We start from the raw sequence: 23,707 nt of genomic DNA, 5'->3' as shown, positions 1-23,707 counted from the left end.
ATCCACAGATCTTCTGTCTTTTCCTCAGGTGTGGATGACGCTGTGGATAACTCATGGGGAGAGCTTCCGTCAGAGCGCGGTTCCTGCTACTTCCACTGCGTGGAGACGCCGAATCCCGCCGCGATGAAGCCGAAACCGACCACGATGTTCCAATTGCCCAGGGCCTCGACGGGCATCTGGGTGTCGGTGACGTAGAAGACGACGATCCACGCGAGGCCGATGAGGAAGAACGCCAGCATGACCGGGGCGACCCAGCTGCGGTTCGTCAGCCTGATCGCCTGCGCCTGCCTGGCCGGCGGCGGCGTGTAGTCGTCCTTCTTGCGGATACGTGACTTCGGCACGAGGGGCTCTCCTGTCGATGCGCTGGGGACCTTGCCTGCCCCGGGCGTCCGTTAGCGTAGTGGACCTGTGGCGTTGAAGGAGAAGGGTACGTTGAGCAATTCCGACGACTCCTCCGCGGGTCCCCGCCGCCGGGCCAGGCCGGTCCGGCTGCTGACGGCCGCCGTCTTCGCCCTCGCGGGCCTCATCTTCGTCACCAGTTTCAACACCTCCAAGGGTACGAACATCCGCACGGACGCCTCGCTGCTGAAACTCTCCGACCTGATCCGGGAGCGCAGCGAGAGCAACGCGGAACTGGAGCAGTCCACCGGCCTGGTCCGCAGCCGGGTGGACGCCCTGGCCGAGCGCGACGACGGCCGTACCAAGGCGGAGGACGCGAAGATGGCCGCCCTGCAGGCCGCCGCCGGTACCGAGGAGCTGTCCGGCAAGGGGCTGACGGTCACCCTCAACGACGCCCCGCCGAACGCCACCGCCCGCATCCCGAACGTCCCCGAGCCGCAGCCCAACGACCTGGTGATCCACCAGCAGGACCTCCAGGCCGTGGTGAACGCCCTGTGGCGGGGCGGCGCCGCGGGCATCCAGGTCATGGACCAGCGGTTGATCTCCACCAGCGCCGTGCGCTGCGTGGGCAACACCCTGATCCTCCAGGGCCGGGTGTACTCGCCCCCATACAAGATCTCGGCGGTCGGCGACCCCGGCGCGCTGCGCAAGGCCCTCGCCGCCTCCCCGGCCCTGCAGAACTACCAGCTGTACGTGAACGCCTACGGTCTCGGCTGGAAAGTCGACGAGCACAAGGCGCTGACACTTCCCGGCTACTCCGGCACAGTGGACCTCCACTATGCGAAGCCGGTGGCGACCACCCCCTGAACGCCTGCGCGCCGAGGCCGTACTGCGCCTGGCGGTCCGGACGTTCAGCGAGGTGTGCCTGACGGCGGGCACCGTGATCGTGCTGTTCGTGGTCTACGTCCTGCTGTGGACCGGGGTCACGGCGGACCGGGCCATGGACGGGGAGATGGCGCGCCTGCGCGAGGGCTGGTCGGCGGCTCCCGCGGCCGGCGCCCGGCCGCAGCCCTCCGGGACGCCCGGCCCGGCGCCGTCCCAGGCCCCGCCGCAGCCGGCGCCGGAACCCGCCGGCTACCCCGCGGGCCGGCCCTTCGCCGAGATGTACGTCCCGCGCTTCGGCCCGGACTGGAACAAGCCCGTCCTGGAGGGCACCGGGACCGACCTGCTGAAAAAGGGCCTCGGGCACTACGAGGGCACCGCCCGGCTGGGCGCGATCGGGAACTTCTCCGTCGCGGGGCACCGGCGGACCCACGGAGACCCCTTCAAGGACGTCCCGGAGCTGCGTGCGGGCGATGCGGTGATCCTCAAGGACGCGGGCGCCTGGTACACGTACACCGTCCGGGGCAGGCCGCTGCGGACCCTGCCGACCGAGGTCGCGGTGGTGGACCCGGTGCCGCGGAAGTCCCCCTTCACGGTCCCCGGCCGGTACCTGACGCTGACGACCTGCGATCCGGAGTGGGGCCACAGCCACCGGCTGGTGGTCTGGGCGGAGCTGACCGGGACCCGGCCGGCGGACCAGGGGCCGCCGGAGGGTTTGCCGGGCTGAGCCCCCTGGCCGGGCCGCTGCCTTTAGTCTGTTCGCGTACCGCCCCCCGCGGTGCGGGAACGATCGTGGACGAAAAGGGAAGCAGACGTCGATGTACGGCTGGATCTGGCGGCACCTGCCGGGCAATGCGTGGGTCCGCGCGCTGATCTCGCTCGTACTGGTCCTCGCGGTGGTCTTCGTACTGTTCCAGTACGTCTTCCCGTGGGCCGAGCCGCTCCTCCCGTTCAACGACGTGACGGTGGACGAGGGATCGGGAGTCACTCCGTGAGCGCGCGCATTCTGGTTGTCGACAACTACGACAGCTTCGTCTTCAACCTGGTCCAGTACCTCTACCAGCTCGGCGCCGAATGCGAGGTGCTGCGCAACGACGAGGTCGAGCTCGCGCACGCGCAGGACGGCTTCGACGGGGTCCTCCTCTCCCCGGGCCCGGGGACGCCGGAGGAGGCGGGCGTCTGCGTCGACATGGTCCGCCACTGCGCGCGCACGGCGGTGCCGGTCTTCGGCGTGTGCCTCGGCATGCAGTCGATGGCCGTCGCGTACGGCGGCGTCGTCGACCGGGCCCCCGAGCTGCTGCACGGCAAGACCTCGCCCGTGGTGCACGAGGGGCTGGGGGTCTTCACCGGGCTGCCGTCGCCGTTCACCGCCACCCGCTACCACTCCCTCGCGGCCGAGCCCGCGGCCCTGCCCGGGGTGCTGGAGGTCACGGCGCGGACCCAGGACGGGATCATCATGGGCCTGCGCCACCGCGAGCACGACGTGGAGGGCGTGCAGTTCCATCCGGAGTCGGTGCTCACCGAGTGGGGCCACCGGATGCTCGCGAACTGGCTCGTGCGCTGCGGTGACGCGGGTGCGGTAGAGCGCTCGGTGGGGCTCGCCCCGGTGGTGGGCAAGGCCGTCGCGTGACGGCGGTCGCGCCGTCCGCGCCCGCCGAGGGCCGGGCCGCGCGGCGCAGGGCGGCCCAGGAGGCCGCGAAACGGGCCGCCCGGCGGACGCGCAGACGGGGCGGGCGGCGCCGCAGGCGGCCTGCTTCGGGCGGCCCCCTGGTCGTCGCGAGCAGGCTGGGCGGAGAGCTGTTCATCACGCTGGGGTTGGTGATGCTGCTGTTCGTCGCCTACCAGCTCTGGTACACGAACCTCCTGGCCCAGCGGACGGCGGACGGGGCGGCCGGATCGCTCCAGCAGACCTGGGAACGGGACCCGGGCGGCGCGGCGGCCGCCCCGCAGGTGGAGGCCTTCGAGCCCGGCCAGGGCTTCGCGATCCTCCACATCCCCGAACTGGACGTGAAGGTGCCCGTGGCGGAGGGCATCAGCAAGCCGAAGGTGCTGGACCGCGGCATGGTCGGGCACTACGCCGAAGGCGCGCTCAAGACGGCGATGCCGGCGGACCCGCAGGGCAACTTCGCGGTGGCCGGGCACCGCAACACGCACGGCGAGCCCTTCCGCTACATCAACCGGCTCGTCCCGGGGGACGCCGTCGTGGTCGAGACGCGGGACGCCTACTACACGTACGAGATGACCTCCTCGCTGGCGCAGACGCCGCCGACGAACGTGGCCGTGCTGCGGCCGGTGCCGGAGGGCTCGGGCTTCACCGCCCCCGGCCGGTACATCACGCTGACGACCTGCACCCCGGAGTTCACCAGCACCTACCGGATGATCGTATGGGGCAGGATGACCGACGAACGCCCCCGCAGCCAGGGCCCTCCGCCCGCGCTGGACAGCCCGTAGCCGCCCGAAGGACGAATCAGCAGTGTCTCGTGCCCGCCGCCGCGCCGCCGCGCCCCCTCCCCGCCGCAGTGTGCTCGCCGGGTTCCTGAGCCTGCTGGGCGAGGTCCTGATCACGGTCGGCCTGGTCCTCGGCCTGTTCGTGGCCTACTCCCTGTGGTGGACGAACGTGCTTGCGGACCGGGAGGCCTCGGCCCGCGGCGACCAGGTCCGCCGGCAGTGGCTGGCCCCGGCCCCGGAGGAGTCCGCGAAGCCCGCCGGGCCGGGAGCGCTGGACACCCGGGACGGCGTCGGCTTCCTGCACGTGCCCGCCATGGACAACGGCGAGGTGCTGGTCAAGCCGGGTACGGCGCCCGACGTCCTCGACGACGGGGTCGCGGGCTACTACACGGAGCCGGTGAAGTCGGCGCTGCCGTGGGACGAGAAGGGCAACTTCGCCCTCGCCGCGCACCGGGACGGCCACGGCGCGAAGTTCCACAACATCGACCGGGTGGGCAGCGGCGACGCGATCGTCTTCGAGACCCGCGACACCTGGTACGTCTACAAGGTCTTCGCCGAGCTGCGCCAGACGTCCAAGTACAACGTGGACGTGATCAACCCGGTGCCCAAGGAGTCGGGACGGACGGCTCCGGGCCGCTTCATCACGCTGACCACCTGCACCCCCGTGTACACCTCGAAGTACCGCTACGTCGTGTGGGGCGAACTGGTGCGCACAGAGGCGGTGGACGCGCAGCGCACCCCGCCGCCGGAGCTGCGCTGACCTCGGGCCCCGCCCCCGGAGAACCGCTGCGGAGAACGGCTCCGGAGAACGGCTCCGGAGAACGGCCCCGGAAAGGGCCCTGGCGGCCGCTGTGGCCGCGTACGCAAGAGGCCCGGTCCCCCTGGGGCCGGGCCTCTTCTCGCGTGCGCTGCGGGCGCTAGCGGCCGCCGGTCAGGCCTCCGAAGAAGCCGCCGTTGCCGCCGTTGCCGCCGTTCCCGCCATTGCCTCCGTTGCCGCCGCCGCCGTCCTGCTGGCCGCCGCCGGGCATCGTGGCCACGTTCACCGTCCCGCCGGTGGCGATCGGGGAGTTCGCGGGCGGGTCGGACTGCAGGACGAACGCGTTGTCGTCCGTGGAGCCGCTGATGACCCGGCCGAAGACCAGCCCCTTGGCGGTCAGTTCCGCCTTGGCCTGGGCGACGGTCTTGCCCACCAGGTTCGGCACCTGGGTCTGCTGCGCGGCCTTGGCGATCGTGATGTTGACCGTCTTGCCGACCTCGATCTGCTCGTTCGGCGCGAACTGCTGCTGGACGACGGTCTTCGGGGTGGCCCCGGGCACCTCCACCTCCGTGGTGCTGCCCAGCTTGAGCTTGACGTCGGAAAGGGCCTTGGCGGCCTGCTCCTTCGTCTTGCCCGTCAGGTCCGGGACGACCGCCTTCGACTGCTCCTTGGCGACCGTCAGGGTGATCGTGGAGCCCTGCTCCACCTCGCCGCTCTTGGGGTCCTGGCCGATGACGATGCCCGGGGTCTGGTCGGACTCCTGGACCTTGCGCTCGACCTGGAAGCCCTTGTCCTTCAGGGCCTTCTCCGCGTCCTCGAACTTCATCCGCTGCACGTCGATGACGGCCACCTTGGGCGCCCCCGAGGAGACCTTGACCTTGACGGTGGCACCGTCGTCCACCCGGGCGCCGGCCTCCGTGCCCTGCGAGCAGATCTTGCCCTTGGGCTGCTCCTTGCAGGGCTCGTCGGCCTCCTTCTCCACCTTGATGCCGACGTTGCCGCCGTTGCGCTGCGCCTCTTCGAGGGTGAGGCCGACGAACTTGGGCACGGCCGGGCGGTTGTCGGCGGTGTCGCCGAGCAGGGACCGGCCGATCAGGATCGCGCCCACCAGGACGAGGAGCCCGGCCGCCACGAGCAGGATCGTGGAGGTCCGGCTCTTCTTCTGGCGGCGGTGCGGGCCCTGGTCGTGGCCGCCGTGGCCCTGGTCGCCGTACCCGTACCCGCCGTCGCCCGGGGGCATCGGCGCCATCATCGCGGTCTGGCCGGGCTCCGCGGTGCGCAGGGCGGTGGTGGGCTGGTCGTAGCCCTGGTGCCCGTATCCGTGGCCCTGGTCGGGGTAGCCGTAGCCGGCCGCGCCCATGGCGGCGGTGGCGGCGACGGGCTGGCCGTCGAGGCAGGCCTCGATGTCGGCGCGCATCTCGTCGGCCGACTGGTAGCGGTAGTCGGGGTCCTTGACCAGGGCCTTGAGGACGATGGCGTCCATCTCGGGCGTGATCTCGGGGTCGAAGTTCGACGGCGGCTGCGGCTCTTCCCGTACGTGCTGGTAGGCGACCGCCACGGGGGAGTCGCCGACGAACGGGGGCCGGACGCTGAGGAGTTCGTAGAGCAGGCAGCCCGCGGAGTACAGGTCGGAGCGCGCGTCGACCTGCTCGCCCTTGGCCTGCTCGGGGGAGAGGTACTGGGCGGTGCCGATGACGGCGGCGGTCTGCGTCATGGTCATGCCGGAGTCGCCCATGGCCCGGGCGATGCCGAAGTCCATGACCTTGACCTGGCCGGTGCGGGTGAGCATGACGTTGGCCGGCTTGATGTCGCGGTGGACGATGCCGGCGCGGTGGGAGTACTCCAGCGCCTGGAGGATGCCGATGCACATCTCCAGGGTGCGCTCGGGCAGCAGCTTGCGGCCGGAGTGCAGGAGCTCGCGCAGGGTGGAGCCGTCGACGTACTCCATCACGATGTACGGGATGGAGATGTTGTCGACGTAGTCTTCGCCGGTGTCGTAGACGGCGACGATCGCCGGGTGGTTCAGGGATGCGGCCGACTGGGCCTCGCGGCGGAACCGGGCCTGGAAGGACGGGTCACGGGCGAGGTCGGCACGCAGGGTCTTGACGGCGACGGTACGGCCGAGCCGGGTGTCGTGGGCGAGGTAGACCTCGGCCATGCCACCACGGCCGAGCACGTGGCTCAGCTCGTACCGGCCGCCGAGGCGACGCGGCTCTTCCATAACGTTGCAGCCCTCTCCGTCAGTCCCGACCGCACCTGTGTGTGGTCCGGCGGTGTGCTGTTCGCGCAAAGGCTACCGGCCGATCGTCAGTGATCGGTTCGCGACCACAGGCTGATACCGGACCGGTACCGTACGCTCGGATTCGGCCGGGAGGCGTGATGCGGATCACCCCTGCCCCTTGAGAACGGCCTGCATGACGGCCTGCGCGACAGGGGCGGCGAGGCCGCCGCCGCTGATGTCCTCGCGGTCCGCGGCGCTGTCCTCGATGACGACGGCGACGGCGACGGGCGAGGTGCCGTCCGGGTTCTCCGCGTAGGAGATGAACCAGGCGTAGGGGCGCTTCTTGTTGCCCTCGCCGTGCTGGGCGGTACCGGTCTTGCCGCCGACGGTGACGTTCTTGATCTTGGCGTTGCCGCCGGTGCCGTTCTCGACGACGTTGACCATCATCTGCTGGACCTTCTGCGCGTTGGCGGCGGAGAGGGGCCGGCTCATCTCGGACGGATCGTGCTTCTCGATCACGTCCAGGTTCGGGGCGGTCAGCTGGTCGACCATGTACGGCTTCATCAGCTTGCCGTCGTTGGCGATGGCGGCGGTGACCATGGCCATCTGCAGCGGGGTGGCGGCGGTGTTGAACTGCCCGATGGAGCTCTGGGCGTTGCCGTCCCGGCCCATCGTCTTGTCGTAGATGCTGGGGAAGGCGCGGACCGGGGTGTCGATCTTGTCGTTGTTGAAGCCGAACTTCTCGGCGGTCTTCACCATGTTGTCGCGGGTGACCTTGTCGCCCAGGTTCGCGAAGACCGAGTTGCAGGAGACTTCGAGGGCCTTGTTCAGGCTGGCCTTCTCGCAGCCGGAGGCGTGGTTGACCATCGGCGTCTGCGTGCCGGGCAGGATGTACGGCTCCGGGGTGTCCGTGGGCGCGTTGATGTCGCTGACGACACCGTGCTCCAGGGCCGCGGCGGCGGTGACCACCTTGAAGGTGGAACCGGGCGGGTAGGTCTCGCGCAGGGCGCGGTTGACCAGGTTCTTGTTCTCGCTGTCCTTCAGCGAGACCCAGGCCTTCTCGTCGTCCTTGGAGTTGCCGGCGAAGCTGGAGGGGTCGTACGAGGGGGTGGAGACCAGGGCGAGGATGGCCCCGGTGCGCGGGTCGATCGCGGCGACCGCCCCCTTGTTGTTGCCGAGCTTCTCGAACGCGGCCTTCTGCGCCTGCGGGTTCAGGGTGGTGACGACGTTGCCGCCCTGCTTCTTCTCGCCGGTGAACATGCCGATCGTGCGGTCGAAGAACAGCCGGTCGTCGTTGCCGGTGAGGATCTGGTCCTCCAGCGATTCGAGCTGGGTGGAGCCGAAGGCCTGCGAGGCGTAGCCGGTGACGGGCGCCCACAGGGGTCCGTCGAGGTAGGTCCGCTTGAACTTGTAGTCGCTGCCGTCGGTGACCGCCGAGCCCGTGATCGGTTCGCCCTTGACGATGATGTTGCCGCGCTCGGTGGCGTACTGGGCGATCTGGACCCGGCGGTTCTCCTTGCGGGTGCTGAGCTCTTCGGCCTGGACGTACTGCAGCCAGTTGGTCCGGATCAGCAGCGCGAGGACGAGCAGCCCGCAGAACAGCGAGATGCGGCGCAGGGGCTTGTTCATGACGGGCGGACCACCTGGGTCATCTCGGAGTCGGGGGACGGGGCGGGGGCCGGCGCGGGCCGCCGTGCGGTGTCGCTGATCCGAATGAGGACGGCGATGAGGATCCAGTTCGCGAGGACGGAGGAGCCGCCGGAGGCGAGGAAGGGCATCGTCATGCCGGTGAGGGGGATGAGGCCCATGACCCCGCCGGCGACGACGAAGATCTGGAGTGCGAAGGCGCCGGACAGGCCGATGGCGAAGAGCTTGCCGAACGGGTCGCGGGCGGCGAGGGCGGTGCGCACGCCCCGCTCGATGATGAGCCCGTAGAGCAGGAGGAAGGCCATCACGCCCGTGAGGCCGAGTTCCTCGCCCACGGTGGAGAAGATGAAGTCGGAGTTGGCGGCGAACCCGATCAGGTCGGAGTTGCCCTGGCCCCAGCCCGCACCGAGGACCCCGCCGGAACCGAAGCTCATGATCGACTGGCCGACCTGCTCGCAGGCCCCGGACTTGGCGTAGCAGGCGAAGGGGTCGAGCCACGCGTTCACGCGGGCCTGGACGTGGCTGGCGAAGGTGCCGACGACGACCGCGCCGCCGACCGACATCAGCAGGCCGATGACGATCCAGCTGGTCCGCTCGGTGGCGACGTACAGCATGATCACGAACATGCCGAAGAAGAGCAGCGAGGTGCCGAGGTCGTTCTCGAAGACCAGGACGAGCAGGCTCATCGCCCAGATCATCAGGATCGGGCCGAGGTCGCGGCCGCGCGGCAGGTAGAGCCCCATGAAGCGGCGGCTGGCCAGGGCCAGGGCGTCGCGCTTCACCATCAGGTAGCCGGCGAAGAAGATCGCGATGACGATCTTCGCGAACTCACCGGGCTGGATGGAGAAGCCGCCGACGCTGATCCAGATCTTGGCGCCGAAGACGTCGGCGCCCAGGCCCGGGATGACGGGCAGGATCAGCAGGACCAGGGCGCCGGCCATGGAGATGTACGTGAACCGCTGCAGGACGCGGTGGTCCTTGAGCACCAGCAGGACGCCGGCGAACAGCCCGATGGCCAGCGCCGTGTACAGCATCTGGTTCGGCGCGGAGGGGGAGAACGCGCCGAAGGACCGCTTGGCCAGGTTCTGCAGCCGCTCCGACTGGTCGAGCCGCCAGATCAGGACCAGCCCGAGCCCGTTGAGCAGGGTGGCCAGCGGCAGCAGCAGCGGGTCGGCGTACTTGGCGTAGCGGCGCACGACGAGGTGCGCGATCCCGGCCAGGGCGGCGAGCGCCAGGCCGTACAGCACCATGCCCGGGGGCAGGCTGCCGTCGATCGCGAGGCCCACGTTGGCGTAGGCGAACATCGGGATGACCACGGCGAAGCCGAGCAGCATCAGCTCGGTGTTCCGCCGGCTCGGCAGCTCGATGGCGCCGATGGTGGTCGTGTTGGTGACAACGCTCATGGTGTGGCAGGCCCCCTGCGCCCGCGGGTGTCTACTGCTTTCCGCAGAAACTGACCACTTGCTGCTCCTGCGGAGTCAGCGTGGTGCCGGGTGTCTGGTTCTGCGCCTCCGCGCTTCGGCGTTCCTCGTCCTTCTTGCACGCGGAGACCTGCAGGCCCAGGTCGTCCAGCTTCTCCCGGGCGGCGCCGAGGCTGCTCTCGCTGATGGTGTCCTGGACGAGCTTGCGCTTGAAGGGCGGGAGGTACTTCAGTTCGATCTCGGGGTGGTCGGTCTCCACCTTGGAGAGCTCCAGCGGCCCGAGCTTCTGGCTGATGCCGCGGAAGAGCGCCACGTGCTCGCCCTTCACCCCGACGTAGAACTGCGTCTGGGTCCAGCGCCAACCCGCGTAGAGGCCGCCGCCGACCACGCCCGCGACGAGCAGCAGGGTCAGGGTGCGGGTGGTCCACTTGCGCCCTTTGCTGCGGCGCCGGCGGGGCTTGTCGTACGTGTCCTCGTAGCCGCCGTCGGAGTCGTAGGCCTGGGCGTCGGCGTCGCCGAAGTTGCCGTAGCCGCCGCCCTGGCCCTGCTCCCCGTACCCGTAGCCGGGGGCCTCGCTGCTGCCGGGCGGCCCGAAGGAGCCCGCGGGCGGCGGGGCCTGGCGGCCCAGGCCCGAGGCGCGGCCGGCCGGGGTCTGCATGGCGTTGCCGCCGTCGAAGAGCTGGTGCTGGTTCTCGGCGACGGCGCCGACGACGACCGGGGTGTCGCTCAGCTGCGCGGCCAGGGTGTCGCCGCTGTCGGTGTTCAGGACGTCCGCGACGATGCAGGTGATGTTGTCCGGGCCGCCGCCGCGCAGGGCGAGCTGGATGAGCGCCTGCACGGTCTCGTGGGGGCCGTGGTAGTCGGCGAGGGTCTCCTCCAGGGTCTGGTGGGAGACGACGCCGGAGAGCCCGTCGGAGCAGATCAGGTAGCGGTCGCCGGCCCGGACCTCGCGGATGGAGAGGTCGGGTTCGACGATGTCGCCGCTGCCCAGCGCGCGCATCAGCAGGGAGCGCTGCGGGTGGGTGGTGGCTTCCTCTTCGGTGATGCGGCCCTCGTCGACGAGCCGCTGCACCCAGGTGTGGTCCTGGGTGATCTGGGTGAGGACACCGTCGCGCAGCAGGTAGGCCCGGGAGTCGCCGACGTGGACGAGGCCGAGGCGCTGACCGGTCCACAGCAGGGCGGTCAGGGTGGTGCCCATGCCTTCGAGCTGGGGGTCCTCCTCGACCATGACCCGCAGCTGGTCGTTGGCGCGCTGCACGGCCGTGGCCAGGGAGGTGAGGATGTCGGAGCCCGGGACGTCGTCGTCGAGCTGCACGAGGGTGGAGATCACCTCGGAGCTCGCGACCTCGCCGGCGGCCTGGCCTCCCATGCCGTCGGCGATCGCGAGGAGCCGGGGCCCGGCGTAGCCGGAGTCCTCGTTGCCCTCGCGGATCATGCCCTTGTGCGATCCGGCGGCGAACCGCAGGGACAGACTCATGTGTACCTGCCCTGTCGACGCTGCCTCCGGGTACAACCGGTCTCGAGCCACACTGCCCACCCTCCGGTCGGGAGCGCGCTCGGGTCCGTGTCCTCGGTGGGACGGATCGCCGCGGCTCGCTCGCTCCGCTCGCTCATTCTCGTACTACTTCCGCAGCTCGATGACGGTCTTGCCGATGCGGATCGGGGCGCCCGGCGGAATGGGCGTCGGGGTGGTCAGCCGGGTCCGGTCGAGATACGTGCCGTTGGTGGACCCGAGATCCTCGACGATCCACTGGCCGTCACGGTCGGGATAGATCCTGGCATGGCGGCTCGACGCGTAGTCGTCGTCCAGCACGATCGTCGAGTCGTGCGCCCGGCCGAGCGTGATCGTCTGGCCTGCGAGGGCCACCGTGGTGCCCGTGAGGGTGCCCTCGGAGACGACCAGCTTGGTCGGCGCACCGCGCCGCTGGCGCTGCTGCGGCGGGGCCGCGGCAGCAGCCTGGCGGCCGCCCGCCTGCTGCGGAGCCGCGGCGGAACCACCGCGGCGCGAGCCGCGCTGGGTCACCCGCGTTCCGAAGAGGTCGCTGCGGATGACCTGGACGGCCACGATGACGAACAGCCACAGAACGGCTAGGAAACCCAGCCGCATGACCGTCAGGGTCAGCTCTGACATTGCCCCCGCTTCACCCTTCGGCTTGCCGGTAAATGATGGTCGTGCTGCCCACGACGATCCGCGAGCCGTCGCGGAGCGTAGCGCGGGTGGTGTGCTGCCCGTCCACCACGATGCCGTTGGTGGACCCGAGATCCTGGATCGTCGAGGGCGTTCCGGTCCGGATCTCACAGTGCCGGCGCGATACGCCGGGGTCGTCGATCCGCACGTCGGCTTCGGTGCTTCGGCCGAGTACGAGCGTCGGGCGCGAGATCTGGTGGCGCGTGCCGTTGATCTCGATCCAGTGGCGCCGGCCGGCGCCTGCGGCGGCCGGGGGGCCGCCGGGAGCAGGCCTGCGTCCGGCGGCGCCGCCCGGGGGCGGTCCGGCCGGCATGGGCGGGGCGGCGACCGGGGGGTACCCGTAGCCGCCCTGCTGCTGGTTCGGGGGCGGTGCCTGGCCGCGGTCCGGCTGCGGGGCCTGCGGCTGGGAGGTGCTGGAGGCGAGCGTACGGCTGCGGACCCGGTAGAGGCCGGTGTCGAGGTCCTCGGCCTTCTCCAGGTGGACCTTGATCGGTCCCATGAAGCTGTAGCGCTGCTGCTTGGCGTAGTCGCGGACGAGGCCCGCGAGCTCGTCGCCGAGCTGGCCGGAGTACGGGCTCAGGCGGTCGTAGTCGCCCGCGCTGAGCTCGACGATGAAGTCGTTGGGGACGACGGTCCGCTCGCGGTTCCAGATCGTGGCGTTGTTGTCGCACTCCCGCTGCAGGGCGCCTGCGATCTCGACCGGCTGGACCTCGGACTTGAACACCTTGGCGAAGGTGCCGTTCACCAGACCTTCGAGTCGCTGCTCGAACCGCTTCAGGACTCCCATGGGGCACCTCCTCCGTCGTTTCGCCCTGTACTGCTTACTGATCGTATCCACGCGTGGCGGATTCGGCTGGTTCCCCATCGGTCCGGTGTGCAGGAGTGTTGGTCCTCACAAGCGATCGTAGGGGTGCCGCAGGAACAGTGTCCCGCACCGGGGCCGGAGTGCGGGAGGGGCCGTCGGGGCCCGGGTGGGGGGTGCGGGGAAAGCGATGTGAATCCACCCCCTCCGACGTGCTAATGTTTCGACGTCGCCAGGGGAACGGCCCGAAAGGGAAGAACCACTGGGGCGCTGCTCGGGCGAGTGGCGGAACGGCAGACGCGCTGGCTTCAGGTGCCAGTGTCCTTCGGGACGTGGGGGTTCAAATCCCCCCTCGCCCACATCGACGAGACGGTCGTCACTGCGAAAGCAGTGGCGGCCGTTTCGCTTTGCCGTTTCTACGATTGGATTTGTCCGTTTTCGGGCGTGACATGTGTCCCGCACCGGGTGACGGGCCGTGGTCGATCCGCGGGTTCTCTTTCCGAAGAGTCCGGCGGAGTCCGAATTCGCCCGATATGAATTCGCGGCTGGGCTGCAATTCCGCCGGCCGCCGATCGCGGCGACCTCGCTCGTGCCCCACGGCGGGGGCCGCGCCGTCCGACTTTCGTTGCGCGGGCCGCGACGAAAGAGGGCGGCCGGGGGTGGGGGCGGGTGTCTAGGGTCGGGCGCGTGGATGCGAAGGCGAAAGCACGTGCGGGCTGGGACCGGCTGAGGGGCCCCGAGCCCTGGACCCGGCGGATGCTGGCCGGGGACCTCGTGCTCGCCGCGGTCCTGGCCCTGCTGGGCCTCGGCGTCGAGGAACTCGACCACGGCTCGGGGATGCGGATGGCGGCCGGCGCCGCGGCCGTGCTGGTGCTGACCCTGCTGCGGCGCAGGCTCCCCGCCACCATGCTGGTCGCCGGTTCCGTACTGGGCGTGTTCCTGCCCGGATCGTTCCTGGTCACCACCCTGCTGGGCTGGTCGGCGGGGCGCCGGATCGTGGGGGTGGGGCGGGCCCTGGCGGCCTTCGTCATCGCGTTCCTCGCCATGGTGGGCTTCAGCCTGGTGCACGAGTGGGGCCAGATGCGGCTGCTCCTCGTCATCGTCTTCTCCACCCTCATGTTCCTGGCGACGACCGTCATGCCCGGCCTGGCCAGCCGCTACTGGCACCAGCGCCGCACGCTGCTGCGCGCCCTCCAGGAGCGCAACGGGCAGCTGATGCGCGAACGCGCCATGGTCGCGGGGCAGGCCCGGCTGCGCGAGCGGCAGCGGATCGCCCAGGACATGCACGACAGCCTCGGCCACCAGCTGGCGCTGATCGCGGTGCACACCGGCGCCCTGGAGGTGGACCCGCAGCTCACCGACCGGCAGCGCGAGGGGGTGGGGGTGCTCCGGCAGGCCTCGGTGGCCGCGATGCACGAGCTGCGCGAGGTCGTCGGCATCCTGCGGGACGGGGTCGAGGCACCGGCGCCGGCGGAGGAGGCCGCGCACCCGGCGGCGCGCGGGGTCGCCGGGATCGCGGCGGTCGTGGAGGCGGCGCGGAGCGCGGGCACCGAGGTGCGCCTGACCTCGTCGGGGCAGCCGAGGCCGCTGGTCGCGGCCTGCGACCACGCGGCGTACCGGATCGTGCAGGAGGCGCTGACGAACGCGTACAAGCACGCTCCGGGCTCGGCGATCTCGGTGGAGCTGCGGTACGAGGACGACTCGCTGGTGGTGGAGATCGCCAACGGGCCGGCCGTCGCGACGGGCCCCGGCGAGGTGGTGTCGGGCGGGCAGGGACTGACGGGGCTGCGCGAACGCGCCCGGCTGGTCGGCGGGATGGTGCACGCGGGAGCCACCGGGGACGGCGGGTTCCGGGTGGCGGGGGTGCTCCCGTACGGGGCGGAGCGGGCCGGGTCCCAGGAGGTGGCGGACGACTTCGGCCAGCAGGACCGGGCGCAGGCCCTGGCGCTGGAGGGCGCGCCTCCCATGGACTGGGCCGCGGTCGACCGGGAACTGGCCGTCCCCGGCCGCAGCCGGACCGGGGGCGTGGTCATGGGGTGCGGGATCGCGGTGGCCGCGATGGTGCTCCTGGTGATCGTGATCGGGGCGGGGGTCGTCCTGATGCTCGGCTCGGTGAACGACTCGATGATCGACCCCTCCGACTACGACGCGGTGCACGTGGGGGAGTCCGAGCAGGCGGTGCGCGGCCGGCTGCCCGACGGCAGCTCCATCCTGACCTCGGGACTGGACCGCAAGGGGCCGAAGCGCCCGGAGGGCACGCAGTGCCTGGCCCTGCTCTCCACGGAGGAATCGGGGGAGTTGACCACCGACAGCGTTTTCCGGTTCTGCTTCAAGGACGGCAAGCTCGTCGACAAGCAGGCGTACGAGGTCAAGCAGTAGGAGCACGGGTGACGGCCAGAATGATCAGAGTGGTGATCGCCGACGACGAGCCGCTGATCCGGGCCGGGATCAGGATGATCCTGACCTCGGCCCCGGACATCGCAGTCGTGGCGGAGGCGGCGAACGGCCGGGAGGCGGTGGACGAGGCGCTGGCACACGCCCCGGACGTGGTGCTGCTGGACATCCAGATGCCGGTCATGGACGGGCTGACCGCGCTGGGCGAACTGCGGCGCGCGGTGCCGGACACGCGGGCGTTGATCCTGACCACCTTCGGGGAGCGGGAGAACGTCCTGCGGGCGCTGGGCCAGGGCGGGGCGGGTTTCCTGCTGAAGGACTCGGCGCCCGGGGAGCTGATCGGGGCGGTGCGCGCGGCGGTGGCCGGGGATGCGTACCTCTCCCCCGCGGCGACCCGGCACGTGGTCGACCTGCTGGCGTCCGGGCAGGCCGCGGCGCGCGGCGAGCAGGCCCGACGGCAGGTGGCGGAGCTCAGCGAGCGCGAGCGCGGGGTGCTGGCCCTGCTGGGTGAGGGCCTGTCCAACGCGGACGCGGGCCGGCGGCTGCACATGAGCGAGGCCACCGTGAAGACGTACGTCAGCCGGATCCTGGCGAAGCTGGGGTGCGAGAACCGGGTGCAGGCGGCGCTGCTGGCCAGGGATGCCGGGCTGTAGATACCGTCTGCCGCGTCAGCAGGTGAGAGAACCACAGGTGGGGGCGGCGTCGATGGCGACGGTAGCGGGGCAGCGGATTCCGGACGTGGCGGGGTTCAAGCCGCGGGCGGTGTCGGAGTCGCCCAAGCAGGAGGGCAAGGCGCTGCGGGAGAGGGTGCCGCGGTCGGCGCACGCCCGCTTCGAGGCGCCCGCGGGACGCCCGGACGCGGTGCGCGCCGTCGAGGAGTCCAACGCGGGGCGGGTCGCCGCGCTGACCCCGATAAGGGTGGGCCGGATGGCGGCCAACCCCTTCGCCTTCCTGCGCGGAGCCGCCGGACTGATGGCCCACGACCTGTCCGCGGGGCCCGTGACCGGAGTCGGCGCACAGATCTGCGGGGACGCCCACGCGGCGAACTTCGGTCTGTACGGCGATGCGCGCGGCCGCCTCGTCATCGACCTGAACGACTTCGACGAGACCGTCTTCGGCCCGTGGGAGTGGGACGTGAAGCGGCTGGCGACCTCCCTGGTGCTGGCCGGCCGGGTGTCGGGCGCCGGCGAGGACGCCTGCCGGGCCGCCGCCCTGGACGCCGTGGGCTCCTACCGGCGGACGATGCGGCTGCTGGCCCGGCTGCCGGCCATGGACTCGTGGAACGCCATCGCCGACGAGGAGCTGGTCTCGCACACCGACGTGCGGGACCTGGTCGGCATCCTGGAGCGGGTCTCGGAGAAGGCCCGCAACAACACCTCCGCGCGGTTCGCGGCCAGGTCGACCGAGGCCGCTGCGGACGGCGGGCGGCGGTTCGTGGATGCGCTGCCCGTGCTGCGCCGGGTCGGGGACGAGGAGGCCGCGGCCGTGGCCGCCTCCCTGGGTCCGTACCTCGCCACCCTCCAGGGCGACCGGCTGCCGCTGCTGGCCCGGTACGCGATCCACGACGTGGCCTTCCGCGTGGTGGGGACCGGGAGCGTCGGCACCCGCTCGTACGTGGTGCTGCTCCTGGACCACCGGGGCGAGCCGCTGGTGCTCCAGGTGAAGGAGGCGCGGCCTTCGGCGCTGCTGCCGCACCTGCCCGCGCTGGGCTTCGTCTCCGCGCCGCCGGAACACGAGGGGATGCGGGTGGTGGCCGGGCAGAAGCAGATGCAGGTGGTCTCGGACATCATGCTCGGCTGGACCACGGTGGAGGGGCGGCCCTTCCAGGTACGGCAGTTCCGCAACCGCAAGGGCAGTGTGGACCCGGCGGCGCTGACGGCCGACCAGCTCGACGACTACGGCCGGATGACCGGGGCCCTGCTGGCCCGGGCGCACGCGCACAGCGCCGATCCGCGGGTGCTCGCCGGGTACTGCGGGAAGAACGAGGAGCTGGACGAGGCGATGGCCGACTTCGCGGTGGCCTACGCGGACCGCAGCGAGGCGGACCACGCCGATCTGGTGGCGGCGGTACGGGCGGGCCGGATCGCGGCGGAGACCGGGGTCTGAGGGGCGCTGCTGCGGCCACGGGGCGGACCCCGGGGCACCGGGCCGGTGCGCCCGGTCCGGGCCGGGCCGGCGGGCCGTAGGCTGGCCGGGTGAGCGAGCACACCGAGCAGCCCGAGCAGACCGTCACCGGTGACACCGGCGCCCCCGACGCGCCGGGTGGGGAGCGTCCCGAGGCGCGCCTGGAGCGGGCCGTACGGGCCGCGGAGCAGGCGCTGATCGAGTTCGAGATCGCGGTGGAGACCTTCCGGGTGGAGGTGGAGAACTTCTCCCGCCTGCACCACCAGAAGCTCGGGCCGATGTACTCGCGGCTCGATGAGCTGGACGCGCTGATCGCCGAGGCGAAGGCCGCGCGGACCGGGGACGCCGAGGATCTGAGGCGGGCACGGGAGGCCCGGTCGCTGGTCATGCCGATGCCCGGGGTGGACGAGCTGTTCCACGACTGGCTGGGCTCGGACGGGCTCTCCGACGACGCGGCCGCGATGCTGACCGACCGGCCGGTGCGGCCGCCGGAGCGGGTCCGGCCCTCGGAGGAGGTGCGCCGCCTGTACCGCGAGTTGGTCCGCAAGGCCCACCCCGACCTGGCCCAGGAAGAGGCCGAGCGCGAGCGGCGGGACGCCTTCATCGCGCGGGTCAACGCGGCCTACGCGCGGGGCGAGGAGCAGCTGCTGCGCGAGCTGGCCGAGGAGTGGGAGGCCGGTCCGGCGCCCGAGGAGCCGGCGCGGGGCGAGAGCGACGAGCTGTACGCGCGGCTGGAGTGGCTGGCCCGGCGCAAGGAGCTGCTGTCGGTCGTGGCCAAGGAGCTGGAGGACAGCGCGATCGGGTCCATGCTGCGGATGGCTCCCGAGGACCCGGACCGGCTGCTGGAGGAGATCGCCGACCAGCTGTTGGCGCAGGTGTCCGCGCGCGAGGCGGAACTGGCGGCCCTCGCCGCCCCGTGAGGACGCGGCGGATTCCGATAGGTTGGCCGCAGGTCTGCGAAGAGAGAAGGCGACAGCTATGAACTTCGGACTGCTTCCCTCGGTGGACGCCGCCGCGGTGCCCTCCGAAGGCTTCGTCCTCGACGTCCGCGAGGACGACGAATGGGCGGCCGGGCACGTCGAGGGCGCCCTGCACATCCCGATGAGCGATTTCGTGGCCCGCTTCGGCGAGCTGACCGAGGCCGTCGAGGACGGCCGCCGGGTGCACGTGATGTGCCGGGTGGGCGGGCGCTCCGCCCAGGTGACCCAGTACCTGGTGCGCCAGGAGATCGACGCCGTGAACATCGACGGCGGCATGCAGGCCTGGGAGCGGGCCGGCCGCCCGATGGTTACGGACAACGGCACCCAGGCCTTCGTTCTCTGACGCCTCCTGGGGCAGGTGCCCGCGCCCCGGCCCTTTCGGGCCCCGGGCCCCTCGGCGGGGCCCGGCAGGTCCGGGCGGGCTCTCGCGGGTCCGTGCGGGCCCGGTCACCGCACTAGGACACGGGCCCGGTCACCGCACTAGGACAGGGGGTGGGCGGCCAGCAGGTCGCCCAGGGCCTCCTCGTGCGCCGCGGCCGGGCCGAGCTGGAGCTCCAGCTGCTTGGCCCAGGCGTGGTACCGGTGCAGCGGGTAGTCGGTGTCGGCGCCGAAGCCGCCGTGCAGGTGCTGGGCGGTCTGCACGACCCGGCGCACCCCTTCCGAGGCCCAGATCTTGGCGACGCAGACATCGCCGGCACTGGGCAGCGGTCCGCCGGCGCCACCCGTCGCGGCGTCGAGCCGCCAGGCGGCCTGCCACAAGGTGGCCTCCATGGCGCGCAGGTCGATGTAGCGGTCGGCGGCCTGGACGGCCACGGCCTGGAAGGTGGCCACGGGGTGCCCGAACTGCTCCCGCTTGCCCGTGTACTGACTGGTCATCGCCAGTACCGCCTCGCCGAGTCCGAGCGCGAGCGCGCAGGTCCCGGTGGCCAGGAGCCGGCGGAGTCCGTCCCAGGCGCCGGGAGCCCCGATGAGGTACGCGGCGGGCACGCGGACGCCGTCCAGGGTGAGCTCGCCGAGCCGCTCCCCTGACGTGGAGAACTGCTCGGCGATGACGAGCCCTTCGGCGCCGCGGGGCACCAGGGCGAGGACGGCCCCGTCCTGCGCGGTGTGGGCCGGTACGGCGATCCAGTCGGCGTTCTGGGCCCAGGCGACCGCGGTCTGGGTGCCGTCCAGGACCCAGTCCCCGTCCGCCTCCTCGCGGCGGGCGGTGACGGCGAGTTCTGCCCCATCGTGGCCGCTGCGGCCGTGCGCGGCGGCGGTGAGCACGAGCGTGCCCCGGCCGGCGCCGGGCAGCAGGGCGGAGGCCAGTTCGGGGCTGCCGTGGGCCTGGACGGCCATGGCGGTGGCGCAGTGCTCCAGCAGCGGCACCCGTGCCAGTACCCGCGCGGCCTCGCGCAGCACCAGGCACAGGGCGATGGTGTCCAGGCCGGCGCCGCCGTGCTCCTCGGCCAGGACCAGGCTCAGCAGGTCGGACGCGGCGAGCCTGGCCCACAGCGGGCGGTCGAACTCGTCCGCCACGGCTCCCGGGGTGAGTGCCGGGCTGGGCACGCTGTCGGGGGCGACGTCCGCGAAGACGGCCTTCGCCGCTTCGACGGCCGCCTGCTGCTCCTCGGTGAAGGTGAAGTCCACTGTCTGTCCTCCCGCGCGCACCCCGGACGGTCCTGTCCTGACGGTGCGTCAAGATAGAACACGTTCCTGAAATTGGACAGGGGCGGGGCGGGAGGTCCGTCAGCGGTCGAAGTCGATCTCCACTTCCTCGGTCACCGGGTGCGACTGGCAGGCCAGCACGAACCCGGCCTCCGTCTCCTCCGCCTCCAGCGCGAAGTTCCGGTCCATCCGCACCTCGCCCTGCACCAGGAACGCCCGGCAGGTCCCGCAGACCCCGCCCTTGCAGGCGTACGGGGCATCCGCCCGGTTGCGCAGCACGGCGTCCAGCAGGGACTCCCCGTCCTGGACCGGCCAGGTGCCCGAGCGGCCGTCGAGCCGGGCGGTGACCCGCCCGTGCACGGAGGACTCGGCAGTCCGCGGGGGCCGGGGGGCGGTCGTGTCCTCGACGTGGAAAACCTCCTCGTGGACCCGGGTCCGCGCGACACCGAGACCCTGCAGGGCCCGCTCCGCGCCCTGCACCAGACCGTACGGCCCGCACAGGAACCAGCCGGTCACCTCGGCGACGGGCAGCAGGGCGGGCAGCAGCGCGGCGAGCCGGTCCTCGTCGAGCCGTCCGGAGGGCAGTCCCGCCTCCTGCTCCTCCCGGGAGAGGACGGTGACCAGCTGGAACCGTGCCGGGTAGCGGTCCTTGAGGTCGGCGACCTCTTCCAGGAACATCGTCGAAGCCGCCGTGCGGTCGCTGCGCACCAGGCAGAACCGGGCGTCGGGGCGGGCCGCGAGCAGGGTCGCGGCGATCGACAGCACCGGGGTGATGCCGCTGCCGCCGACGACCGCCGCGTAGTGCCCGCCGGCCGGGGCGGCCACCGGGTCCAGGACGAACCGGCCGGCCGGGACCATCACGTCCAGCACGTCGCCGGCGGCGACCTCCTTGTGCGCGAAGGTGGAGAACGCGCCGCCTTCCACCAGCCGCACCCCGACCCGCAGCAGCTCGGGGCCCGGGCCGCCGGCCGCGGGGGCGGGTGAGCAGATCGAGTACGTGCGCCGGACCTCGGTCCCGCCGGGGACGGACCGGCGCAGGGTCAGGTGCTGCCCGGGGGCGTGCCGGTACGCGGCCCGCAGCTCCGCGGGCACCCGCAGGGTCAGCGCCACCGCGTCGTCGGTGAGCCGGTCGACCGCCGCCACCGTCAGCGGGTGGAAGGCGCCGTGGCGGGCGGCCCGGGTGGGCGCGGGGCCCTCGGAGACGGGCGGCGCGATCGGCACAGACGGCGGGGACACGGCCATCTACAGCTCCTTGAAGTGGTCGAACGGTTCGCGGCAGGCCGTGCAGCGGCGCAGTGCCTTGCACGCCGTCGAGGAGAACCGGCTGAGCAGCTCGGTGTCCGTGGACCCGCAGTGCGGGCAGCGGACCGAGAGGGTGAGCGGGACCGGCCCGCCGGCGGAGTGCGGGCGCGGCGGGGCGATGCCGAACTCGGCGAGCTTGCGCCGGCCCTCGGCGCTGATGTCGTCGGTGGACCAGGCCGGGGCCAGCACGGTGGTCACCTGCACCGTGCGGATGCCGTGGTCGGTCAGGGCCCGCTCGATGTCCGCGGACATGGCCTCGATGGCCGGGCAGCCCGTGTAGGTCGGGGTGAGGGTGACCTCCACGTGGCCGTCCTCGTGCATCCGCACCCCGCGCATCACGCCGAGCTCGGAAAGGGTGAGCACGGGCAGCTCGGGGTCCGGGACGGCGCCGGCGATCTCCGCCAGCTCCGCCTCCAGGCGGCTGGTCCCGGTCACCACGTCGCCCCCGGGTGGCTGCGGTGCAGGTGCTGCATCTCGGCGAGCAGCCGCCCGAACGGCTCGGTGTGCAGTCCCTGGCGTCCCGCCCCGGCCGCCCAGGCGCCGGTGCGCGGCCCGGCGGGCACGGCGAGCCCGGCGCGCTCCAGCACCCCGGTGACCGCGGCCAGCCAGCGCCCCTCCAGGGCGGCCCAGTCCAGCTCGCCCAGGCCTTCCACCGGCTGGAACATCTCCCCGGTGTACTTCCACAGGGCGTCCAGGGCGGCCCGCATGCGCGCGTGGCTCTCCGGTGTGCCGTCGCCGAGGCGCAGGGTCCACTGCTCGGCGTGGTCGCGGTGGTACGCGGTCTCCTTGACGGCCTTGGCCGCCAGGGGCGCGAAGGGGCCTTCGCCGCGGGCGAGCTCTCCGTACAGCTCGTGCTGGTGGAAGGAGAAGAAGAGCTGCCGGGCGATAGTGTGGGCGAAGTCCCCGTTGGGCTGTTCGACCAGCTGGAGGTTGCGGAAGGCCCGCTCCTCGCGCAGGAAGGCCAGCTCGTCCTCGTCGCCGGCCATGGACAGCAGGAGCCGGGCCTGGCCGAGCAGGTCGAGGGCGATGTTGGCGAGGGCGACCTCCTCCTCCAGCACGGGGGCGTGCCCCGCCCATTCGCCGAGGCGGTGGGAGAGGATCAGCGCGTCGTCGCCGAGGGCGAGCGCGGCCGCGCTCACGGCGGAGGCGGCCTGCCCCGTCCCGGCTGCGGCCGCGGTGCTGCCGGCCGCGGTGGTGTCGGCCCCGGTCACAGGTGGCTCACCCCCTCCGGGATGTCGTAGAAGGTCGGGTGGCGGTAGGGCTTGTCCGCGGACGGGGCGAAGAACGGGTCCCGCTCGTCCGGGGAGGAGGCGGTGATCTCGGTGGAGGGCACCACCCAGAGGGAGATGCCCTCGCCGCGCCGGGTGTAGAGGTCGCGGGCATTGCGCAGGGCCATCTCCGCATCGGGCGCGTGCAGACTTCCCGCGTGCGTGTGCGAGAGGCCGCGGCGTGAGCGCACGAACACCTCCCACAGGGGCCAGTTCTGCGTCATACCCGTGCCTCCTCGTTCGGTGCGGCGTGCTGCGCCGCCTGCTTCTGCGCGTACGCCGCGGCGGCGTCGCGCACCCAGGCGCCTTCCTCGTGGGCCGTGCGCCGCTGGGTGATCCGCTGCTCGTTGCAGGGGCCGTTGCCCTTGAGCACGTCCCAGAACTCGGTCCAGTCGATGGCGCCGAAGTCGTGGTGCCCGCGCTCCTCGTTCCACTTCAGGTCGGGGTCGGGCAGGGTCAGGCCGAGGGACTGCGCCTGCGGTACGGCGATGTCCACGAACCGCTGGCGCAGTTCGTCGTTCGAGTGGCGCTTGATCCGCCAGGCCATGGACTTCGCCGAATGCGCGGATTCGTCGTCCGGGGGGCCGAACATCATCAGCGAGGGCCACCACCAGCGGTCGACGGCGTCCTGCGCCATGGCGTGCTGGGCCTCGGTGCCGTGCGAGAGGGCGAGGAGCAGCTCGTACCCCTGGCGCTGGTGGAAGGACTCCTCCTTGCAGATGCGGACCATCGCCCGGGCATAGGGGCCGTAGGAGCACCGGCACAGCGGCACCTGGTTGGTGATCGCGGCGCCGTCCACCAGCCAGCCGACCGCGCCGACGTCCGCCCAGGTCAGGGTGGGGTAGTTGAAGATCGAGGAATACTTCTGCCGGCCGGTGTGGAGCTTGTCGAGCAGCTCGTCGCGGCTGGTGCCCAGGGTCTCGGCGGCGCTGTAGAGGTACAGCCCGTGGCCGGCCTCGTCCTGGACCTTGGCCATCAGGATCGCCTTGCGGCGCAGCGAGGGGGCGCGGGTGATCCAGTTGGCCTCGGGCTGCATGCCGATGATCTCGGAGTGGGCGTGCTGGGCCATCTGGCGGACCAGCGAGGCGCGGTACTCGTCGGGCATCCAGTCGCGCGGTTCCACCCGCTCCTCGGCCGCCACCGCGGCGTCGAAGGCCGCCGCGAGCTGCGCGCCGAGGTCGGCCGCCGTGCCGGCGCCGGCCGTCCCGCCCGTCGCCGGGGCCGTCTGCGGCCCCGTCTCCGGTGTCACTGCCACCATCGCGGTCCCCTGTCAGAGTGTCTCGGCCG

The 23,707-nt window shown here is 72.0% G+C and carries 23 protein-coding genes, 1 tRNA gene and 1 pseudogene; 12 read left to right on the top strand and 13 right to left on the bottom strand.

Going from position 1 to position 23,707, the window contains the following annotated elements; translation table 11 throughout:
* Positions 1-86 precede the first annotated feature (86 nt).
* Positions 87-341, bottom strand: coding sequence for a cell division protein CrgA (crgA, locus tag ACLJTM_RS12695; protein WP_411103615.1), 255 nt, complete (start codon positions 339-341; stop codon positions 87-89).
* Positions 342-432: 91 nt separating this feature from the next.
* On the opposite strand from crgA, the gene ACLJTM_RS12690 reads away from it, so the two are divergent.
* The 6 genes and pseudogenes from ACLJTM_RS12690 (at position 433) to ACLJTM_RS12665 (ending at position 4,429) form a co-directional block, all read left to right on the top strand.
* On the top strand, positions 433-1,206 hold the full coding sequence (locus ACLJTM_RS12690) for a DUF881 domain-containing protein (RefSeq protein WP_411103614.1): 774 nt from the start codon (positions 433-435) through the stop codon (positions 1,204-1,206).
* On the top strand, positions 1,178-1,948 hold the full coding sequence (locus tag ACLJTM_RS12685) for a class E sortase (RefSeq protein ID WP_411103613.1): 771 nt from the start codon (positions 1,178-1,180) through the stop codon (positions 1,946-1,948). The genes ACLJTM_RS12690 and ACLJTM_RS12685 overlap by 29 nt, the downstream gene beginning before the upstream one ends.
* A gap of 91 nt (positions 1,949-2,039) precedes the next feature.
* Positions 2,040-2,216: a hypothetical protein gene (locus tag ACLJTM_RS12680; RefSeq protein WP_266935629.1), complete on the top strand. Its 177-nt coding sequence runs from the start codon at positions 2,040-2,042 to the stop codon at positions 2,214-2,216.
* Positions 2,213-2,851, top strand: a complete 639-nt coding sequence (locus ACLJTM_RS12675) for an aminodeoxychorismate/anthranilate synthase component II (protein WP_411103612.1) — start codon at positions 2,213-2,215, stop codon at positions 2,849-2,851. Before ACLJTM_RS12680 ends, ACLJTM_RS12675 begins: the two co-directional genes overlap by 4 nt.
* Positions 2,818-3,672, top strand: a pseudogene (locus ACLJTM_RS12670) (class E sortase); the annotation flags it as partial. The gene ACLJTM_RS12675 and the pseudogene ACLJTM_RS12670, both read left to right, overlap by 34 nt.
* Before the next feature lie 22 nt (positions 3,673-3,694).
* The gene (locus ACLJTM_RS12665; protein ID WP_411103611.1) at positions 3,695-4,429 is read left to right on the top strand and encodes a class E sortase; all 735 of its coding nucleotides are present in this window, start codon (positions 3,695-3,697) and stop codon (positions 4,427-4,429) included.
* Between the two features lie 157 nt (positions 4,430-4,586).
* On the opposite strand, the gene pknB is transcribed toward ACLJTM_RS12665, so the two are convergent.
* The 6 genes from pknB to ACLJTM_RS12635 form a co-directional block, all read right to left on the bottom strand.
* Entirely contained in the window at positions 4,587-6,647 is a 2,061-nt protein-coding gene (gene pknB / locus ACLJTM_RS12660; protein WP_411103610.1) for a Stk1 family PASTA domain-containing Ser/Thr kinase, read from the bottom strand.
* 165 nt (positions 6,648-6,812) lie between these two features.
* Positions 6,813-8,276 carry a peptidoglycan D,D-transpeptidase FtsI family protein gene (locus ACLJTM_RS12655; RefSeq protein WP_411103609.1) on the bottom strand — a complete coding sequence of 488 codons (1,464 nt, stop codon included), beginning with the start codon at positions 8,274-8,276 and terminating at the stop codon, positions 6,813-6,815.
* The gene (locus ACLJTM_RS12650) at positions 8,273-9,697 is read right to left on the bottom strand and encodes an FtsW/RodA/SpoVE family cell cycle protein (RefSeq protein ID WP_411103608.1); all 1,425 of its coding nucleotides are present in this window, start codon (positions 9,695-9,697) and stop codon (positions 8,273-8,275) included. The genes ACLJTM_RS12655 and ACLJTM_RS12650 overlap by 4 nt, the downstream gene beginning before the upstream one ends.
* A 31-nt stretch (positions 9,698-9,728) precedes the next feature.
* Positions 9,729-11,192 carry a PP2C family protein-serine/threonine phosphatase gene (locus tag ACLJTM_RS12645; RefSeq protein WP_411103607.1) on the bottom strand — a complete coding sequence of 488 codons (1,464 nt, stop codon included), beginning with the start codon at positions 11,190-11,192 and terminating at the stop codon, positions 9,729-9,731.
* A 144-nt stretch (positions 11,193-11,336) separates the two neighbouring features.
* Positions 11,337-11,846 (bottom strand): FHA domain-containing protein, encoded by a 510-nt coding sequence (locus ACLJTM_RS12640; protein WP_411103606.1) that lies wholly within the window; start codon positions 11,844-11,846, stop codon positions 11,337-11,339.
* Between the two features lie 10 nt (positions 11,847-11,856).
* Positions 11,857-12,690: an FhaA domain-containing protein gene (locus ACLJTM_RS12635; RefSeq protein WP_411103605.1), complete on the bottom strand. Its 834-nt coding sequence runs from the start codon at positions 12,688-12,690 to the stop codon at positions 11,857-11,859.
* A 291-nt stretch (positions 12,691-12,981) separates the two neighbouring features.
* Here ACLJTM_RS12635 and ACLJTM_RS12630 point away from each other — a divergent pair.
* The 6 genes from ACLJTM_RS12630 (at position 12,982) to ACLJTM_RS12605 (ending at position 18,546) form a co-directional block, all read left to right on the top strand.
* Positions 12,982-13,064, top strand: a tRNA-Leu gene (locus ACLJTM_RS12630).
* Between the two features lie 328 nt (positions 13,065-13,392).
* Entirely contained in the window at positions 13,393-15,084 is a 1,692-nt protein-coding gene (locus tag ACLJTM_RS12625) for a sensor histidine kinase (protein WP_411103604.1), read from the top strand.
* A 20-nt stretch (positions 15,085-15,104) separates the two neighbouring features.
* Positions 15,105-15,752, top strand: coding sequence for a response regulator (locus ACLJTM_RS12620; RefSeq protein WP_411103796.1), 648 nt, complete (start codon positions 15,105-15,107; stop codon positions 15,750-15,752).
* A gap of 52 nt (positions 15,753-15,804) precedes the next feature.
* The gene (locus tag ACLJTM_RS12615; protein ID WP_411103603.1) at positions 15,805-17,205 is read left to right on the top strand and encodes a DUF2252 domain-containing protein; all 1,401 of its coding nucleotides are present in this window, start codon (positions 15,805-15,807) and stop codon (positions 17,203-17,205) included.
* Positions 17,206-17,384: 179 nt separating this feature from the next.
* Positions 17,385-18,143 carry a hypothetical protein gene (locus tag ACLJTM_RS12610; RefSeq protein WP_411103795.1) on the top strand — a complete coding sequence of 253 codons (759 nt, stop codon included), beginning with the start codon at positions 17,385-17,387 and terminating at the stop codon, positions 18,141-18,143.
* A 58-nt stretch (positions 18,144-18,201) separates the two neighbouring features.
* Positions 18,202-18,546 (top strand): rhodanese-like domain-containing protein, encoded by a 345-nt coding sequence (locus tag ACLJTM_RS12605; protein ID WP_384370796.1) that lies wholly within the window; start codon positions 18,202-18,204, stop codon positions 18,544-18,546.
* A 137-nt stretch (positions 18,547-18,683) separates the two neighbouring features.
* On the opposite strand, the gene ACLJTM_RS12600 is transcribed toward ACLJTM_RS12605, so the two are convergent.
* The 6 genes from ACLJTM_RS12600 to paaA form a co-directional block, all read right to left on the bottom strand.
* Positions 18,684-19,832: an acyl-CoA dehydrogenase family protein gene (locus ACLJTM_RS12600; protein ID WP_411103602.1), complete on the bottom strand. Its 1,149-nt coding sequence runs from the start codon at positions 19,830-19,832 to the stop codon at positions 18,684-18,686.
* A 99-nt stretch (positions 19,833-19,931) separates the two neighbouring features.
* Positions 19,932-21,065: a 1,2-phenylacetyl-CoA epoxidase subunit PaaE gene (gene paaE, locus ACLJTM_RS12595; RefSeq protein ID WP_411103794.1), complete on the bottom strand. Its 1,134-nt coding sequence runs from the start codon at positions 21,063-21,065 to the stop codon at positions 19,932-19,934.
* A 27-nt stretch (positions 21,066-21,092) separates the two neighbouring features.
* The gene (gene paaD / locus ACLJTM_RS12590; protein ID WP_411103601.1) at positions 21,093-21,590 is read right to left on the bottom strand and encodes a 1,2-phenylacetyl-CoA epoxidase subunit PaaD; all 498 of its coding nucleotides are present in this window, start codon (positions 21,588-21,590) and stop codon (positions 21,093-21,095) included.
* Complete coding sequence (paaC, locus tag ACLJTM_RS12585) at positions 21,584-22,363, bottom strand: 1,2-phenylacetyl-CoA epoxidase subunit PaaC (RefSeq protein ID WP_411103600.1); 780 nt, start codon at positions 22,361-22,363, stop codon at positions 21,584-21,586. Before paaC ends, paaD begins: the two co-directional genes overlap by 7 nt.
* The gene (gene paaB, locus ACLJTM_RS12580) at positions 22,360-22,644 is read right to left on the bottom strand and encodes a 1,2-phenylacetyl-CoA epoxidase subunit PaaB (protein WP_411103599.1); all 285 of its coding nucleotides are present in this window, start codon (positions 22,642-22,644) and stop codon (positions 22,360-22,362) included. The genes paaC and paaB overlap by 4 nt, the downstream gene beginning before the upstream one ends.
* A complete protein-coding gene (gene paaA / locus ACLJTM_RS12575) occupies positions 22,641-23,678 on the bottom strand; it encodes a 1,2-phenylacetyl-CoA epoxidase subunit PaaA (RefSeq protein WP_411103598.1) in 1,038 nt (345 codons plus the stop codon). The genes paaB and paaA overlap by 4 nt, the downstream gene beginning before the upstream one ends.
* Between the last annotated feature and the right edge of the window lie 29 nt (positions 23,679-23,707).

Source organism: Streptomyces sp. cmx-4-9 (assembly GCF_046548835.1).
Taxonomy (GTDB): Bacteria; Actinomycetota; Actinomycetes; order Streptomycetales; family Streptomycetaceae; genus Streptomyces.
This window is presented reverse-complemented; position numbering and strand designations above follow the sequence as displayed.